Source organism: Pulveribacter sp. (genome assembly GCF_032079985.1).
GTDB lineage: Bacteria > Pseudomonadota > Gammaproteobacteria > Burkholderiales > Burkholderiaceae_C > Melaminivora.
Genome location: NZ_DAMATK010000002.1, coordinates 421,538 through 437,444, shown reverse-complemented (window position 1 = coordinate 437,444; position 15,907 = coordinate 421,538). Strand labels below are relative to the sequence as shown.

The window sequence follows — 15,907 nt, the reverse complement described above, 5'->3', positions numbered from 1 at the left end:
CCTGGGCGTGCCGCGCGAATCCTCCCGATGACCTGATTGCCGCTGGCATAGCCACTGCGGGCGCGCTGGCGGCCTGATGCCCCCCTGGCATGGGGCACGCTGCGCGGGACAGCGGCCACATGGGGCGATGCCCCATACCCCTACACTCCGGCCATGGTCAAAGCAATGGCGGAATGGATGGCGCTGCATCCGTGGATCGCAGCGGCAGCGCTGGTGATCCTGGGGGCCATAGCCTGGGCGGCGCTGCGTCGGCTATGGGGTTCGAGACACCGGCCGGCAACGGCACTACGGTTGCGGTCACAGCGGGAACAGGCGCGGTTTGATCCCCGGTCGACGGACTACCAGCCGCGCCAGTATCGACGGGCGAAGCGGCGCGAGCGGTAGACGGCGGCGGCGGCAGCACGTAGGGATTGAAGGGGCGCGACTGCATCCAGTCGCGGCAAGCCTTGTCCCCCACCTCGGGCAGCCGCGAGCCATCGCCCGCGAAGCACGTGCATTCACCCCGAATGCACAGCGCGCCGGCGATGGTGGGCATGTGCACGACATGCCGCAGGTGGTCATAAGCCGGCGCCGTCCAGGGACGATCCGACAGGCGCGGGGCGAAATCAACGCGCTCATCAGGCGGGCCGCCGACGACCACGGGCGCAGTCGCTGGCGGGGCCTGAGGCGGCGCTGCTGCCGGCACAGGAGGCACCGCTGGCGCGGGCGCAGCGGCCACGGAGGCCGCAGGCGCCACCTTGGCCTGAATCATCTTCCAGGCTTTCCAGCCTAGGAAGCCGGTAAGGCCCAGGGCCGCAACCATGACCACCAGCATCCATGGCACGGAGCGCACAGGCTTGACGTGCATGGAGGCGCTTTTGTACTTGGCAAAAACGCGCTTCGGGAGCCGGTAGCGCTTCTTGATCGGGGCGTTTTTCCAGCCGGTGCGGCAGTTGTCGGCGCACTCGGGCCACTCGTACCACCAGCGGCCCAGGATGCCCAGGTCGCGCAGGTGCACGTGACGGCCGACGAGGGCGCGGACGTTGGAATCGACGAGGTTGGGCCCCTGGGTGATGACGTAGACATCCAGGCCACGGTGACGGTGGGTTTCCAGGGCTGCAACGTGGTCGGGCACCTTCTGGCCGGGGCCACGGGGCCGCCACACACGTTGCACCTCGTCAATGATGATGACGGCGCCATCAGGCACCACTTCGGGCCAGCGCTCGGGCTCGTCAAGCACCTCATGGGGTATCGCGAGCTCGGGAATACCGTTCACGTAGAGCTGCCTGCCCTGCCCCAACTCTTCGAGCATGGCGACAAGGGCGGCGCTCTTGCCGGTGCCGGGGGCGCCAGTGATCAGCGTGATCATGTCGCCTGCCCTGCCCCGCCCGTCGTCTGCAGCGCGAAGCGCTTCATCACCATCCAGGCGAGACCAGAAACGATTCCCCCGCTGGTGATGGCCATGGCTTCGAAGAAGCCGGACATTGCCAAGAGCTGGAGAACTTCGGGCAGCAATCCGGTGAATGCACCTTTGGCTGCATTCAGGGCGCCAGACAGGGCCGTATCGGCCCCTTCATACGTGGTGTAACCGAAGCCCAGGGCCACGAGGACGCGCGACACCAGGGGCCAAGAGATTTTGGCGAGCCATTCGGCGATGCCTTCCATTTAATCCCCCCTTCGGGTGAGGCCCATGAACGCCAGGACGGCGGACAGGTAGGCGAAGCCAATCAGTATCGGGCGGATGCCGGTTGCGAAGTCGCAAAGCAAGTCCCATCGGAAAGCCATTTGCTTTCCCATGATGACGAATTCCTTTGGAGCGGGACAACTACCGTTAGCAGGGCCGAAACCCTCCTCGCGGTTGATTGCAAGAGGAACCGTGCTTTGTTGCAGTGGCGTCGGGGTCAAGGTGCCGAGTTTTTGGCAGGCGACAATATCCGGGTGTTTTTCGCAGAGGGATTGCTGATCTTCGGGCTTTGGCTTGTCGTTTTCGCCTGGTTCGTTTTCTTCACCTTGGGACGGGTCATTATTATTCGATGGGCGATTAACGGGCTCCAAATCGACACGCCAGGGGTTATCTGGTTCTGGCGAGGGATTAATACGAATTCCGGGCCTTATGTACGGCTGATTTTGCGGCGATGGCTCGCCGTTAGGGTTGTAATCCGGGTTAGGCAATGGGTCACCCATTGGGATAAACCTGGGGCGATGCGACGGAGAAGGCCCGGGCTCGGGATTTACCCAAGGGCCGGGCGTCGGCTCAACGGGTAAAGGCGTCGGATATGGTAGCTCGCTAGGAACGGATTCCGGCATGGGCGTACCTGATAATCCATCCTCAAATTGAGGCTGTTGAACTGCTGGACTTAAGCAACCGGCAGGTGTGGCCTGCCATCCTGCTGGACAGCTTTGACCAGTACTGGCCCTTTCCCTGCTAACGTTACCAAAATTCTGCGGAGCCCAATTGGGATAGTTCTTATAACCGTGAAGACAGTTAGCACTATTCTCCGAGACTATCTCAGCGCGAAGAAACGGATAAGCATCGGTATTAGTCACGAGGGCTGCATGTGCAGCTCTACATGCAGCATCAGCAGAGGGATAGCTATTGCCGTTATACGTCCAATAAAACTCATATTGCTCCCCCTGCTCGGCCACTTGTCGCCAGACCTTTTCGACTTCATCCCAAACATAATTCGCAACGCCCAACCAAGTAGCAATACCTAATGCAGCCCTTAAAGCGGGATTGGCGAATATTACGCCAGCAGCAACGCGGGGGGCATTTGCAGCAAGACGGTAGGAAACCGGCATTGTTACTAGCCGGCCAGGGACCGGAACCCTAAGCCCATTGGGCTGATGAACGGTTCGACCGAACCAGCTATCGTTAGCGGATGTGGCATACCCGTACCCGCCGCCAGTGCGAGAAAACCCGGCAGGGTCAGCGGGGTATGCATAGCCAGCATGAGCAGCACCGCACAGGATGGCCAGAGCGGCGACTACCAGCGCCCGCAGATCAGCCATGCTGCCCCCAGGACGCCGACGAACGCGGCGAAGAATTCAGGTGTTGCCATCGTCTTTATCCCCTACGTGCCAGACGGTGCGGGCAATGAACACGACCGCATAGACGGCGAGCCAGACGCCAGCGACTGACCACCCGAGGGACAGCCCGTCTTCAACGCCGAGCAGGTTGCACGGCTGGGCCTGATAGGCCGCCGTGACGGTAATAGGAGCGCCGCCGCCCACTGGACGGAGCGCGTAGGAAATGCCGCTGTCAGACAGCGCGGCCAGCTCAACCACATGGGCCGAGCCGCCATGCTGAACAACAGCGCCGAGCTGCGACGATGCCGCAGCCTGGGCCGCCTGCGTGGCGGTGCCGTAGCAGGCGGCGCCTACTTGGAACGCCATGGGCCTATCCCTGCGGAGCGCATGAAGCGCACCGCGAACAGCGCCACGCGCGCCGATAGCACCGCAGCCGACACGATGGCCGCATTGAGGCCCATTTCGGCCAGCAGCGGCGCTATGGCGGGCATGCCTTACAGGCCCTTGCGAATGAACTTGAAGGCGTACACGGCCACGACAGCGGCCAACACGATGCCGGCCACGGTCAGCGCGTCGGCGCTCAGGTCATCGAGGGCGGTTTGCACGTTGGCCGGCACGGCGGCGTAGGCGCTGCCAGCGGTTGCAGCCAGGGCGGCGGGGATCAGGGCCAGACGGGCCTTCACAGACTTGGTCATTTCAGTTCCTTTCGAGGTTATGACCGGTGCGGGATTGCACCCGGCAGGGCACGGCGCTTCACAGCGGTGGCACCCTGGCGGCTGGAATCACGCGGGGACATGGGGACGGTCTCCAAGCCACGAGAACGGCCCGGATGGATCAACGCGGCGCGGCGTGTGCCGCACTCGGATAAAGCTGCGAAAACCAGCGCCTGTTGGTGCGAACTCAGAGAGCAGAAGCTCGCCCGTTTCGTCATTTCGATAGCCGCCTCCCGGCGCAGGTCGCCAGCGCTCGCAGACCGAAGCATTGCCCTGCACATACGCAGGCCACAGAACCCAGCGGCGGCAGCTGCGGCCAACATCGTCCAGGCCTCCACAGCCATGAATGCGTGCACCATGCGGATAGCTCCCAACGGTTTTGCTCTCCACCTTGGAGGCGTATTTCATGAGGTAGGCGACGGGGGCGCGGGCCTTCAGGCGGTTGCTCATGCCGTGCGGCCACATGGGCGGCTCAACGTGCACGAGGCCGCGGCGGTCGGTGCGGCGCCATGCGGTATCGGGCTTGGGCGGGGTCAGGCCACCGGCCAGCCAAATCACAACGTGGTAGTGAATGACGCCGCGCTGCTGAAGCTCGGCCACCCAGGCGTAGCGGACGGTTTTGGAGCCGGTGCGGGCGTAGTGCCAGCGGCGCAGGCCGTCCAGATACCGGCTGATGTGCTCGGGGCGCCAAGCGCTGTTGTCGCCGCGATAGGTGAGGGTCTGCATCCAGACCTGTTGGTTGCGCGGGCCGGCGTTGTGCAGGGCTTTGGCGGCAACGCCCAGGGACTTACGCAGGCGGGTTACGCGGCTGGCGTGGCGGTCAATCTCAATGACGTTTTCCGCCCAAGCAACGACCGCCGGGGCGGTCGTGCAAGTTGTTGATACTGAGACAAGCCCAGCCTTCGCGCTTCGCGCTGCGGCTTCTCGCGCGGTGCGCTCGGTAGAGCGCGCGCGCAGCCACTCAACGGCCTGCGCGCGGCGCGCTGCGCCGGCTGCTGCGGGGGTGGGCGTGCCGCGCATGGTCAGCAACCCCAGCCGATGACATGGCCAGCCCACGCGCGCAGCTTGGCGTCTGCCAAGTCAACGCGGCGCAGGTAGTCGGGGTGACGGTGGGGGCGCTCCAGCAGCTCGGCCAATCCGAGCTTGAGGGCGTAGAGGCGTTCGGCCTGGGCGGACACTTAGGCGCCCTCCCCGGCCACAGGCATTCCGCCCGCCATGTAGACCACATCCAGGCCGCCAATCTCGGGATCACGCGACAGCGTGACGGTGATGGCGTCCAGGGTGCGGGGGTGCTCGCCCTGCTGTTCGTCCAGCAGGGCCAGCAGCGCCGAGTGCACGGCGACGAGGCGCGCGGCGTGCATGGCTTCTTGCATGGCCGTCAGGCAGCGCGGGAGGCTGCGGGGGCGGCGACGGCGGCGGGCTTGAGGGGCACAAGCCGGGGGGACAGTGTCAGATCGCCGTTACGGTTGACGTACACGCTTTCGGGCGCGAGGGTGTAATCTCCGACGGGGTAGAACAGCGCGGCGCCCTGCTCGTTTTTGTCCAGGATGATCTCGACTTTTTCCGGGTACGGGTTGGGCTTGCCGCTGCGGTCGTAGGTGTGCATCCAGACCGTCTGGAAGTTCAGGGAATAGGCCTTGCCAGTGGCTTTGGCGTTGCCGCTTTGGTTGCGGACTTCCGTCGACGTTACGGAAACTTTGATCATGGTTACTCCGATGGGATGCGTTTACAAACCGTAAACGAACCGGAGTCTGTGTTAACTAGGTGTAAACATGAAATACGCACTTTCGCTTATTGACAAGGCATCGAAAATATGCGGGGGTGATGCTGCGCTATCGCGGCGCCTGAAAATTAGCAGGGCTGCCGTTTCGCTGATGAGGTCAGGAGAGAGGGCCGTAACCCCTGAAATTGCCGCAGAGCTGGCAGACATTGCCGGCGAGGATGCACGGCAAGCAGTGATTGACGCGGTAATAGAGCGCAACCAGGGAACAGAGAAAGGCCCTGTACTGCGGCAGATTTTGGGAAAGGCCCTAGCCGCTGGCGTGGCGGCAATGTCGGTTTTTTTCTACAGCGGAGACTCAATATCCGCTACCAAAACGATAGCAACGAAAGTTGACGCGCTATACATCGTATTTAATACAAATCATTAGAGCGAACCTCGACGCAGGACCGCTACCATGCCTCCATGACCTCCCAAAGACCTGTCCCTCCCACCCAGCCCATCCACTTCGGCCACGCCGGCCGCGTCTGCCTGGTCACTGGCGGCGCGCAAGGCATTGGCGAAGCCTGCGCCCGGCGCTTTGCGCGGGAGGACGCCCGCGTCGTCATCGCCGACGTGGACGACAGGCGCGGCCAGGCGCTGGCGCGGGAGCTGGGCGGGATGTTCGTGCACTGCGACGTGGGCGATAAAGCCCAGGTCGACGAGGCCGTGGCCCAGGTGCTGGCGGCGCATGGGCGCATCGACGTGCTGATCAACAACGCCGGCATCTTCCGCGCCTGCGACTTCCTGGACGTGAGCGAGGAAGATTTCGACGCCGTGCTGCGCGTCAATCTCAAGGGCTCGTTCCTCATGGGCCAGCGCGTGGCCCGTGCCATGGCCGATTCGGGCGGCGGCAGCATTGTGAACATGAGTTCGGTCAACGGCGTGCTGGCGATTCCCAGCATCGCCAGCTACAACGTCAGCAAGGGCGGCGTGAACCAGCTCACGCGGGTCATGGCGCTGGCGCTGGCCGACCGGGGCATCCGCGTGAACGCCGTAGCGCCCGGCACCATCGCCACCGAGCTGGCGGCCCAGGCCGTGCTCACCAGCGACGACGCGCGCGCCCGCATCCTGAGCCGCACGCCCATGAAGCGCCTGGGCGAGCCGGCCGAGATCGCCGACGTGGTGGCCTGGCTGGCCAGCGACGCGGCCAGCTACGTGACTGGGGAGATCGTCACCGTGGACGGCGGGCGTATGACGCTGAATTACACGGTGCCGGTGTGAGCGGCCGATAATCGCCGCCATGCGATTCCTTCACACCATGCTGCGCGTGGGCAACCTCCAGCGCTCCATCGACTTCTACACCCAGGTGCTGGGCATGCAACTGCTGCGCACGTCCGAAAACCCCGAGTACAAGTACTCGCTGGCCTTCCTGGGCTTCGACGGCGGCAACCCTGGCCAGGCCGAGATCGAGCTGACCTACAACTGGGGCACCGAGAGCTACGACATGGGCACCGGCTACGGCCACATCGCCCTGGGCGTGCCCGATGCCTATGCTGCCTGCGAGCGCATCCGCGCGGCCGGCGGCAACATCACGCGCGAGCCCGGCCCCGTCAAGGGCGGCACGACGGTGATCGCCTTCGTGACGGACCCAGACGGCTACAAGATCGAGCTGATCGAGCGCAAGAGCGATACCGGCGCCGGCGCCGGCCTGCGCTGAAGTCCTCTCCGTTTCACTATCATTTCAGTAGCATCCAGCGCTTGATGGACAAGCGCTGGAGCCTGATTTTACTGATATTTCAGACCCAGGTGCAGGCGCCCTCTTCCGCCCCCATGGCGTTGCGCCTGAAGCCCGCGAACAGCTCGCGGCCCAGGCCGTGTGCGCTGTCGATGGCCTGATCGCGGCTGATCTGCGCCGGCTGGCGGGCCTCCCACTCGACTGGGTCGATCAGCACCTGCAGCGTGCCGGCCACCGAGTCCAGCCGGACCAGGTCGCCGTCGCGCACCTTGGCGATGGGCCCGCCGTCCAGCGCCTCGGGCACCAGGTGGATGGCCGCCGGTACCTTGCCTGAGGCGCCGCTCATGCGCCCGTCCGTCACCAGCGCCACGCGGTAGCCCTTGCCCTGCAGCACGGCCAGCGGCGGCGTCAGCTTGTGCAGCTCAGGCATGCCGTTGGCGCGCGGGCCCTGCCAGCGCACCACGCAGACCACGTCGCCGTCCAGCGATCCGCTGTGAAAAGCCTCCAGCAGCGCCGCCTGCGAGTCGAACACGCGCGCCGGCGCCTCGATCACGTGCCGGTCCTCGGGCACCGCAGACACCTTGATCACGCTGCGCCCCAGGTTGCCCGTCAGCACCTTCAGCCCTCCGGTGGCGCTGAACGGGTCCGAGGCCGGTCGCAGCACGCTGTCGTCGGCGCTGGCGCCGATCGGCGTCCAGTGCAGGCGGTGGTTCTCGTCTCCTTCGGGCAGCCGGGTGTATTCGCGGATGCCACCGGGGCGCACGGTGAGCACGTCTTCGTGCATCAGGCCGGCGTCCAGCAGTTCGCGGATGACGTAGCCCGGGCCGCCGGCGGCCTGGAACTGGTTCACGTCGGCGCTGCCGTTGGGATACACCCGCGCCAGCAGCGGCACCACTTCCGACAGCTCGGAAAAATCCGCCCAGTCGATGACGATGCCGGCCGAGCGCGCCACAGCCACCCAGTGGATCAAATGGTTGGTGGAGCCGCCCGTGGCCAGCAGGGCCACCATGGCGTTGACGATGGCGCGCTCGTCCACCACCTGGCCGATGGGCGGGCACGGCGCGGGCTGCTGCCCTGCTCTGCCCAGCACGGTGCGCGCCGCTTCGCGCGTCAGCTCCTGGCGCAGCGGCCGGCCGGGGTTGACGAAGGCCGTGCCGGGCACGTGCAGGCCCATGGCCTCCAGCAGCATCTGGTTGCTGTTGGCCGTGCCGTAGAAGGTGCAGGTGCCGGGTGCGTGGTAGGCGGACATCTCCGCCTCCAGCAGCTCGGCGCGGCCGACCAGGCCCTGGGCCGCCTGCTCGCGCACCTTGGCCTTGGCGTTGTTGGACAGGCCCGAGGTCATGGGCCCGGCCGGCACGAACACCGTGGGCAGGTGGCCGAAATGCAGCGCCCCGATCAGCAGGCCCGGCACGATCTTGTCGCACACGCCCAGCATCAGTGCGCCGTCGAACACGTCGTGGCTCAGCGACACGGCGGTGGCCATGGCGATGACGTCGCGCGAGAACAAGGACAGATCCATGGCCGGGGTGCCCTGCGTCACGCCGTCGCACATGGCCGGCACGCCGCCGGCCACCTGGGCCGTGGCGCCCAGGCGGTGGGCCTCGTCCTTGATCAGGTCGGGGTAGTGCTGCAGCGGCGCGTGGGCCGACAGCATGTCGTTGTAGGCGGTGACGATGCCGATGTGCGGCGCGCGCTCGACGACGATGCGCAGCTTGTCGTTGCTGGGCATGCCGGCCACCGAGTGCGCGATGTTGGCGCAGCCCAGGCGGTCCATGCCGCGCTCGCGCCGGCCATAGGCGGCGATGAGGTCGAGGTAGGCGGCGCGGCTGGGCGCGCTGCGCTCGCGGATGCGGCGGGTCACGGTTTCAATCGTGGGGTGCAAGGTCACTGGAGAGCCCTCCCTGGCAGAAATGACCGCGTGGCGGCCCACTTGCGCAAGCCGCCACGCCAGGCCGGCGCTGTGCCGGCCGCGAAGCCCATGGTACGCCGCTGCTTATTTGCCGGCGCGGATGCGGGTGAGTTCGTCCTGCGTCTGGCTCCACAGGTCCTGGCCGACGCTGGCAGCCACGCTGGCGTGCACGGCCGAGAGCTTGTCGCGCATGCGCGCCACTTCGGCGGGCGGCAGCTCGTTGACGGCCATGCCCTTTTGCTTCAGGTCGGCCAGGGCCTTGGCGGCTTCGGCGCGTGTGTCCTCGCGCTCGAAGTCGCGGCTCTTGATGGCGGCGTCCTTCAGCACCTTCTGCTCGGCCGGGGTGAGCTGGTCCCACCACTTCTTGCTCACCGTGACGATCCACGGGCTGTAGACGTGGTTGGTGACCGTCAGGTACTTCTGCACCTCGTAGAACTTGCTGGACAGCACCGTGTTGTAGGGGTTCTCCTGGCCATCCACGGCCTTGGTCTCCAGCGCCGTGAACAGCTCGGAGAACGGCAGCGGCACGGCGTTGGCGCCCAGCGCCTTGAAGCTGTCCAGGAAGACGTTGTTCTGCATCACGCGCAGCTTGATGCCGTTCATGTCCTCCAGCTTGGCCACGGGCCGCTGGTTGTTGGTCAAATTGCGAAAGCCGTTCTCCCAGTACACCAGGCCGACCATGCCCTTGGGCTCCAGCGTGGCCTTCACCTTCTCGCCCACGGGGCCGTCCAGCAGCGCGTCGGCTTCCTTCACGTTGGTGATGAGGAACGGCGTGTCCCACAACGCCATCTGCGGCGCGATGCCCACCAGCGTGGCGGTGGAGCCGACCATCATCTCCTGCGCGCCGCCGATCAGCGCCTGCTGCATCTGCGTGTCCGAGCCCAGCGAGGCGTTGCCGATGGCGCGGATCTTCATCTTGCCGCCGGTGGCTTTTTCCACCTCCTTGGCGAAGAAGCGCACGGCGCGGCCCTGGTTGGAGTCATCGACCAGACCATAGCCGAAGCGCACGATGCGTGGCTTGAAGTCCTGCGCCTGCACGGCGCCAGCGGCGATGAGGGCGGCCAGCGCGCCGGCGAGAGCGAATTTGATACGCATGGTGTGTCTCCTTGAAGTGAGTGGTGAAGAAGAAAGATTTGGAGTGTTTTTGGCCTTCAGCCCTTGTGTATCAAGCGTTGGCAGCTATCATTTTTGACTCAATACATCCACTTGAGCGGCGCCGTGACGATCTGCGGGAAGACCACCAGCAGCATGGCCAGCAGCACGTAGGCGATGAGGAAGGGCGACGTGCCCTTGATCACGGTTTCCATGCGGATGCGCCCCACCCCGGCCACCACGTTCTGCACCGTGCCCACGGGCGGCGTGATCAGACCGATGCAGCCCACGTAGACAAACATGAAGCCGAAGTACACCGGGTCGATGCCGGCCTTGGCGGCCAGCGGCGCGCACACCGGGCCGAAGATCAGGATGGTGGGCGTCAGGTCCATGGCCGTGCCCACGACCAGCAGGAACAGCATCATCAGCGCCATGAACAGCATGGGCGAGCCCAGCACGCCGGCGAAGGTGTCGGCCAGCAGGTTGGGCAGGTCGGCCAGGGTGATCATGTAGGCCGTGACCGTGGCGGCGCCGCACAGGAACATGACCACCGCCGTGGTCTTGGCCGCGCCCAGGAAAACGGCGTACAGGCCTGCCAGGTTCAGCTCGCGGTACACCAGCATGGACACCAGCAGCGCATACACCGCCGCCACCACTGCCGCCTCGGTCGGCGTGAAGATGCCGCCGCGCAGGCCGCCCAGGATGATGACGGGCATCATCAGCGCCCAGAAGCTGTGCGCCAGCGCCTTCATGCGCGCGCCCCACGGCACGCGCGCGCCCTGCGCCAGCTGGTGCTTGCGGGCGATCCAGCGCCAGGCGCAGATCAGGAAGGCGCCCATGATCAGGCCCGGCACCAGGCCCGACAGGAACAGCTTGCTGATGGAGGTGTTGGTCGTCACGCCGTAGATCACGAACGGCATGGACGGCGGAATGATGGGCGCGATGATGCCGCCCGAGGCCAGCAGGCCCGCGCCATAGCTGTCCGGGTACTTCTGCTCGCGCATCATGGGCAGCAGGATGGTGGCGAGGGCCGCCGTGTCGGCAATCGCCGAGCCGCTCATGGACGCCAGCAGCACGGCGGCGCCGATGGCCACGTACCCCAGCCCGCCGCGGATGTGGCCAACGAAGGCGCTGGCCAGGTCGATGATGCGCCGCGACAGGCCGCCGGCGTTCATCAGCTCGCCGGCCAGGATGAAGAACGGCACGGCCAGCAGCGGGAAGTTGTCAAAACCCGCCTGCAGGTTCTGCGCCAGCAGCTGGGTATCGAAGAAGTCCAGGTGCCACATCAGCGCCACACCGGTCAGCACCAGCGCATGCGCGATCGGCATGCCTATGACCATGCCGCCGATCAGCACCGACAGGAAGATGAGGGTCACCACCATGGCTGCGCGCTCCGGCCGGTTACTCGATGTCCAGGGCGTCCGCCGGCGGCTGCGCCGGACTGCCGCGGCGCAGGTCACGCACCAGCACGGCCAGCAGGCCCACGGCCAGCACCAGCGTGGCCGCCGCGCCCAGCGCCAGCGGGTAGCCCAGCACCGTGCTGAAGCTCTGCAGGCCCGCACCCACCTGCTGCCAGGAACCCCACAGCAGCAGGCCCATGCACAGCAGGATCAAGAGCTGCGACAACCAGAACAGCACCCGGCGCGTGCCTGGGCCGACGCGCGAGGTCACCAGGTCGAAACCCAGGTGGCTGCCCTCCACGGCCGCGACGATGGTGCCCACCGCCACCAGCCAGACGAACAGCAGGCGCGAGATTTCCTCGTACGACACGATGCTGGTGCCGAAGCCGTAGCGCAGCACCACGTTGACGAATACGGCGACCACCATGCCGGCCAGGGCCAGCACCATGAAGTGCTCGGCCAGGCGCTGCGCCAGCGGCTTGGTGCGCGCTGCGGCCGGGTCGTTGTGGGGGGCGGCCGGGGTCATGGGGCGTCTCCTGCGGGGGCCGTGAGGGGGAAAGAGGTGCGGGCACCGGTCCAGGCGGCGATCTCCAGCGCCAGGTCCTGCACCGGGCGCAGGGCATCCAGCGTCAGCACCAGCGGCTCGGCCTGCGGCGGCTCCAGCGTGGCGAACTGGTTGGCGACCAGAGCGGGCGAGAAGAAGTGGTCGGCTCGCGCCTCTACGCGCGCCAGGGCCGGCTGGTAGCCGAGCGACAGGTAGACGAAGCCCAGCCCGGGGCGGGCCGCGCGCAGCCGCTCGCGGTAGCTGCGGCGCAGTGCCGAGCAGGTCAACACCAGGCCTTCGCTGCTTTCGCCTTCGGCCAACAGTTGCGCCAGGCGGTCGAGCCAGCCGGCGCGGTCGGCGTCCGTGAGGGGGACGCCGGCGCGCATCTTGGCCACGCTTTCGGGGGCGTGGTGGGCGTCGCCCTCGTGCAGCGGCCAGCCCAGCGCCTGGGCGCAGGCCGCACCCACACTGGACTTGCCGCAGCCGGACACGCCCATAACCACGATGGCAGAGATCGGAGACTGCAAGATAGCGCTATCCATCAAAATTCAAAAAATGGCACTCCGCAATGGAGTGCCGATCAACGGCCCTTCACGGGCCCGCAGATGCCTTTTTCGCTGGTAGGCGACAGGCGTAATGCCGCTGCAAGCGGCCCGCCACGCCTCCGATACTAGGAAACCCGCTAAGAGGTAGCGCTATCCTACGAGACAATCGACGGCGTTTCCTCCGGATTTACCCGCAACCCGCCTCCATTCAGATCCCAGTGAACCGCCGCCCCCGCCGCTCCAGCGGCCGCACCACCTTGGCCGACGTCGCCGGCGCCGCCGGCGTCAGCCCGATCACGGCCTCGCGCGCCCTGCGCGGCGAGCGCAGTGTGGACCCCACCCTGTCCGCCCGCGTGCACGAAGCCGCCGAGCGCCTGGGCTACGTGCCCGACCCGGCCGCCCGCGCCCTGGCCTCGCAGCGCAGCAGCCAGGTGCTGGTGCTGGTGCCGCTGCTGTCCAACGCGCTGTTCGTGGATCTGCTGGAGGCCGTGCACCGCACCCTGTTCCCCGAGGGCTACCTGCCGCTCATTGGCGTGACGCACTACGACAGCGCCGAGGAAGAGCTGCTGCTGCGCACCTACCTGCCCCACCGCCCCGCCGGCCTGCTGGTCACGGGCTTTGACCGCAGCGACGCGGCGCGCCAGCTCATCGCCCGCAGCGGCGTACCGTGCGTGCATTTGATGGAGACCATCCATGCGCCGGGCATGGCCTGCGTGGGCTTTTCGCAGGCCGACGCCGGTACCGCCATCACCCGTCATCTGCTGGAGCGCGGGCGCCGGCGCATCGCCTTTTGCGCTGCGCAACTGGACCCGCGCGTGCTGCAGCGCGCCGAGGGCTACCGGCGCACGCTGCGCGCCGCCGGGTTGTACGACCCGAAGCTGGAATTGCTCAGCCCCGAACGCTCGTCGATCGCCCTGGGCGCGCGCCTGCTTGAGGAGACGCTGCAGCGCCACCCCGACGTGGACGCCATCTTCTTTTGCAACGACGACATCGCCCAGGGCGGCCTGCTGGCGGCCAACCGGCTGGGCCTGGCCGTGCCGGGGCGCATCGCCATCGCCGGCTTCAACGACCTGGCCGGCAGCGACCAGATGGTGCCGCCGCTGACCACCATCCGCACGCCGCGTGCAGAGGTGGGCCGCGCCGGCGCGGCCATGCTGCTCGGCCTGATGCGCGGCACGCTGGCCGCGCCGGCCTGCGAGGAGCTGGACTACGAGCTGATCGTGCGCGAGAGCACATGAATGAAAAAAGGCCCGGCATGTACCGGGCCTTTCAACGCATGGTGCGAATCCGCGCTCAGGGTTGCAGCGTCACTTCCACCCGGCGGGCCTCGGCGTTGCTGCCGCTGGCCTGGGTGACTTCGGGTTTGCGCAGCTCGACCTTGTCCTCGGCCACGCCCAGCGCCACCAGCGCGTCGCGCACGGCGATGGCGCGCTGCTTGGCCAGTTCGGCGTTCACGGCGGCGTCGCCCGTGGCGTCGTGGTAGCCGGACACGGCGGCCGTCTTGCCCTCTGCCGTCACACCGCGCACCACGTCGGCCAGTGCCTCGTTGGCGCCAGCGGCCAGCTCGGCCTTGCCGGTGGCGAAGTAGAACTTGACCACGCCGTTCTCGACCACAACCGAGGCCTCATCGGCCACCGCCACTGCGGCGGCCGGCACTGCCGCTGCGCCGGTGTCGACCACGGCAGCCGGCGCCGGCTGGGCGGGCGCGCGGGCCATGCCGCGCTGGTAGACCACCACGCCCACGACGGTGGAGACCACCAGCGCGATCAGGGCGAAGAGGAAGCCGAGTGCGAAGCGCTGCTGGCTGTCGTCATCGGAGCTGTTGAAGGACATGCTGAAAACTCCCGTGAAGTGAATAATGAAATGCGTCGGACAAAACCCGTCGATTGTAGATTCCCGCACCCGCCCGCCATGTCCACCCACGCCAGCGCCACCCGCGACCCCGCCGCCATGCTCGAATGCACCTTGCGCGAGTGGGGCGGGCACCAGGATTTGTGGATCTTCGGCTACGGCTCGCTCATCTGGCGCCCCGAATTCCCCTTCGCCGAAAGCCGCCCCGCCACCGTGCACGGCTGGCACCGGGCGCTGAAGATGTGGAGCCGCGTAAACCGCGGCACGCCCGAATGCCCGGGCCTGGTCTTCGGCATGCTGCCCGGCGGCAGCTGCCGCGGCGTGGCCTTTCGCGTCGAGCGCAGGCAGGTGCCGGCGATGTTCCCAGCCCTGTGGCAGCGCGAGATGGTGCTGGGCGTGTACGACCCGCGCTGGCTGGCCTGCCGCACGCCCGGCGGCACCGTGCGGGCGCTGGCGTTCACCCTCTCACGCAACAGCCCCAGCCACACCGGCGTGCTGCCCGATGCCCAGTACCGCAGCATCTTCCGCCAGGCGCGCGGCATCTACGGCAGCACGCTGGACTACGCCGAGACCACCCACGCCGAGCTGATGCGCATGGGCATCCACGACCGTGCGCTGGCGCGGCTGCTGGCCATTGCCCGCAGCGCCGCGGACGCCGCCTGAGCCGCCTGCACGCGCCCGGCGCCTGCACAATGGCGGCATGAACCGCCCCGCCTCCGCCCTGTCCTCCTCCATCGCCGACCTGCGCAAGAGCTACGAGCGCGCCGAGCTGGGCGAGGACGCCTCCCACGCCGACCCCCTGCGCCAGTTCGACCAATGGCTGGGCGAGGCCGTCGCCGCCCAGGTACCCGAGCCCAACGCCATGACGCTGGCCACCGTCTCCGGCGACCTGCGCCCCAGCACCCGCGTCGTGCTGATCAAGGGCTACGACGAGAGCGGCATCGTCTGGTACACCAACTACGACAGCCGCAAGGGCCGCGAGCTGGCCGGCAACCCGTACGCCGCGCTGCAGTTCCACTGGGTGGAGCTGGAGCGCGTGGTGCGCATCGAGGGCGTGGTGCAGAAAGTGGATGCCGCCGAGAGCGACGCCTACTTCAACAGCCGCCCGCTGGACTCGCGCATCGGCGCCTGGGCCAGCCCGCAAAGCCAGGTCATCGCCTCGCGTTCGGTGCTGGTGGCGGGCGCCGCCAAGTACGGCGCGCAGTTCCTGCTGCAGCCGCCGCGCCCGCCGCACTGGGGCGGCTTTCGGCTGGTACCGGACCGCTGGGAGTTCTGGCAGGGCCGCAAGAGCCGCCTGCACGACCGGCTGCGCTACCGGCTGGACGGCGGACTGTGGGTGCGCGAGCGGCTCGCGCCATAAATAGGGACAACCCCCTGAGCGGCTGCGCCGCTTCCCCCTTCTCTCACGCT

The 15,907-nt window shown here is 67.1% G+C and carries 22 protein-coding genes; 6 read left to right on the top strand and 16 right to left on the bottom strand.

Annotated elements, in window-relative coordinates; translation table 11 throughout:
• Nucleotides 1–157: 157 nt before the first annotated feature.
• The 10 genes from RT282_RS08365 to RT282_RS08320 all read right to left on the bottom strand — a co-directional run bounded on the left by RT282_RS08365 (nt 158) and on the right by RT282_RS08320 (nt 5,424).
• The gene (locus RT282_RS08365; RefSeq protein ID WP_313313180.1) at nt 158–1,348 is read right to left on the bottom strand and encodes a zonular occludens toxin domain-containing protein; all 1,191 of its coding nucleotides are present in this window, start codon (nt 1,346–1,348) and stop codon (nt 158–160) included.
• Nucleotides 1,345–1,644 (bottom strand): DUF2523 domain-containing protein, encoded by a 300-nt coding sequence (locus tag RT282_RS08360; RefSeq protein ID WP_313313179.1) that lies wholly within the window; start codon nt 1,642–1,644, stop codon nt 1,345–1,347. Before RT282_RS08360 ends, RT282_RS08365 begins: the two co-directional genes overlap by 4 nt.
• Nucleotides 1,645–2,778: an IgG-binding virulence factor TspB family protein gene (locus RT282_RS08355; protein WP_313313177.1), complete on the bottom strand. Its 1,134-nt coding sequence runs from the start codon at nt 2,776–2,778 to the stop codon at nt 1,645–1,647.
• Nucleotides 2,779–3,024: 246 nt separating this feature from the next.
• Nucleotides 3,025–3,372 (bottom strand): hypothetical protein, encoded by a 348-nt coding sequence (locus RT282_RS08350; RefSeq protein WP_313313175.1) that lies wholly within the window; start codon nt 3,370–3,372, stop codon nt 3,025–3,027.
• Complete coding sequence (locus RT282_RS08345; RefSeq protein WP_313313174.1) at nt 3,357–3,497, bottom strand: hypothetical protein; 141 nt, start codon at nt 3,495–3,497, stop codon at nt 3,357–3,359. The genes RT282_RS08350 and RT282_RS08345 overlap by 16 nt, the downstream gene beginning before the upstream one ends.
• A gap of 3 nt (nt 3,498–3,500) precedes the next feature.
• On the bottom strand, nt 3,501–3,701 hold the full coding sequence (locus RT282_RS08340; protein WP_313313172.1) for a major capsid protein: 201 nt from the start codon (nt 3,699–3,701) through the stop codon (nt 3,501–3,503).
• Between the two features lie 87 nt (nt 3,702–3,788).
• Nucleotides 3,789–4,739, bottom strand: coding sequence for a hypothetical protein (locus tag RT282_RS08335; protein WP_313313171.1), 951 nt, complete (start codon nt 4,737–4,739; stop codon nt 3,789–3,791).
• 2 nt (nt 4,740–4,741) lie between these two features.
• Nucleotides 4,742–4,897, bottom strand: coding sequence for a hypothetical protein (locus RT282_RS08330; protein WP_313313169.1), 156 nt, complete (start codon nt 4,895–4,897; stop codon nt 4,742–4,744).
• Entirely contained in the window at nt 4,898–5,092 is a 195-nt protein-coding gene (locus RT282_RS08325) for a hypothetical protein (protein ID WP_313313168.1), read from the bottom strand.
• Nucleotides 5,093–5,097: 5 nt separating this feature from the next.
• On the bottom strand, nt 5,098–5,424 hold the full coding sequence (locus RT282_RS08320) for a single-stranded DNA-binding protein (RefSeq protein WP_313313167.1): 327 nt from the start codon (nt 5,422–5,424) through the stop codon (nt 5,098–5,100).
• Nucleotides 5,425–5,491: 67 nt separating this feature from the next.
• On the opposite strand from RT282_RS08320, the gene RT282_RS08315 reads away from it, so the two are divergent.
• The 3 genes from RT282_RS08315 to gloA are packed head-to-tail and all read left to right on the top strand — an operon-like array spanning nt 5,492 to nt 7,138.
• Entirely contained in the window at nt 5,492–5,869 is a 378-nt protein-coding gene (locus RT282_RS08315; protein WP_313313166.1) for a hypothetical protein, read from the top strand.
• 35 nt (nt 5,870–5,904) lie between these two features.
• Nucleotides 5,905–6,702 (top strand): SDR family oxidoreductase, encoded by a 798-nt coding sequence (locus RT282_RS08310; protein WP_313313164.1) that lies wholly within the window; start codon nt 5,905–5,907, stop codon nt 6,700–6,702.
• 19 nt (nt 6,703–6,721) lie between these two features.
• Nucleotides 6,722–7,138 carry a lactoylglutathione lyase gene (gloA, locus tag RT282_RS08305; protein WP_313313162.1) on the top strand — a complete coding sequence of 139 codons (417 nt, stop codon included), beginning with the start codon at nt 6,722–6,724 and terminating at the stop codon, nt 7,136–7,138.
• 79 nt (nt 7,139–7,217) lie between these two features.
• Here the strand turns inward: gloA and edd are convergent, their stop codons facing one another.
• From edd to RT282_RS08280, 5 genes are all read right to left on the bottom strand, one after another.
• Nucleotides 7,218–9,044, bottom strand: a complete 1,827-nt coding sequence (gene edd, locus RT282_RS08300; protein WP_312305243.1) for a phosphogluconate dehydratase — start codon at nt 9,042–9,044, stop codon at nt 7,218–7,220.
• Nucleotides 9,045–9,149: 105 nt separating this feature from the next.
• Nucleotides 9,150–10,160, bottom strand: coding sequence for a TRAP transporter substrate-binding protein (locus RT282_RS08295; RefSeq protein WP_312305242.1), 1,011 nt, complete (start codon nt 10,158–10,160; stop codon nt 9,150–9,152).
• 98 nt (nt 10,161–10,258) lie between these two features.
• Nucleotides 10,259–11,539 (bottom strand): TRAP transporter large permease subunit, encoded by a 1,281-nt coding sequence (locus RT282_RS08290; RefSeq protein ID WP_312305240.1) that lies wholly within the window; start codon nt 11,537–11,539, stop codon nt 10,259–10,261.
• A 19-nt stretch (nt 11,540–11,558) separates the two neighbouring features.
• On the bottom strand, nt 11,559–12,083 hold the full coding sequence (locus tag RT282_RS08285; RefSeq protein WP_409456803.1) for a TRAP transporter small permease subunit: 525 nt from the start codon (nt 12,081–12,083) through the stop codon (nt 11,559–11,561).
• Nucleotides 12,080–12,643 carry a gluconokinase gene (locus RT282_RS08280; protein ID WP_312305238.1) on the bottom strand — a complete coding sequence of 188 codons (564 nt, stop codon included), beginning with the start codon at nt 12,641–12,643 and terminating at the stop codon, nt 12,080–12,082. Before RT282_RS08280 ends, RT282_RS08285 begins: the two co-directional genes overlap by 4 nt.
• A 215-nt stretch (nt 12,644–12,858) precedes the next feature.
• On the opposite strand from RT282_RS08280, the gene RT282_RS08275 reads away from it, so the two are divergent.
• Complete coding sequence (locus tag RT282_RS08275) at nt 12,859–13,884, top strand: LacI family DNA-binding transcriptional regulator (RefSeq protein WP_312305250.1); 1,026 nt, start codon at nt 12,859–12,861, stop codon at nt 13,882–13,884.
• Between the two features lie 55 nt (nt 13,885–13,939).
• Here RT282_RS08275 and RT282_RS08270 read toward each other — a convergent pair whose 3' ends face one another.
• A complete protein-coding gene (locus RT282_RS08270; protein WP_312305237.1) occupies nt 13,940–14,479 on the bottom strand; it encodes an OmpA family protein in 540 nt (179 codons plus the stop codon).
• A gap of 78 nt (nt 14,480–14,557) precedes the next feature.
• On the opposite strand from RT282_RS08270, the gene RT282_RS08265 reads away from it, so the two are divergent.
• Nucleotides 14,558–15,160 (top strand): gamma-glutamylcyclotransferase, encoded by a 603-nt coding sequence (locus tag RT282_RS08265; protein WP_312305235.1) that lies wholly within the window; start codon nt 14,558–14,560, stop codon nt 15,158–15,160.
• Between the two features lie 22 nt (nt 15,161–15,182).
• Nucleotides 15,183–15,857, top strand: coding sequence for a pyridoxamine 5'-phosphate oxidase (gene pdxH, locus RT282_RS08260; protein ID WP_312305249.1), 675 nt, complete (start codon nt 15,183–15,185; stop codon nt 15,855–15,857).
• Nucleotides 15,858–15,907 lie beyond the last annotated feature (50 nt).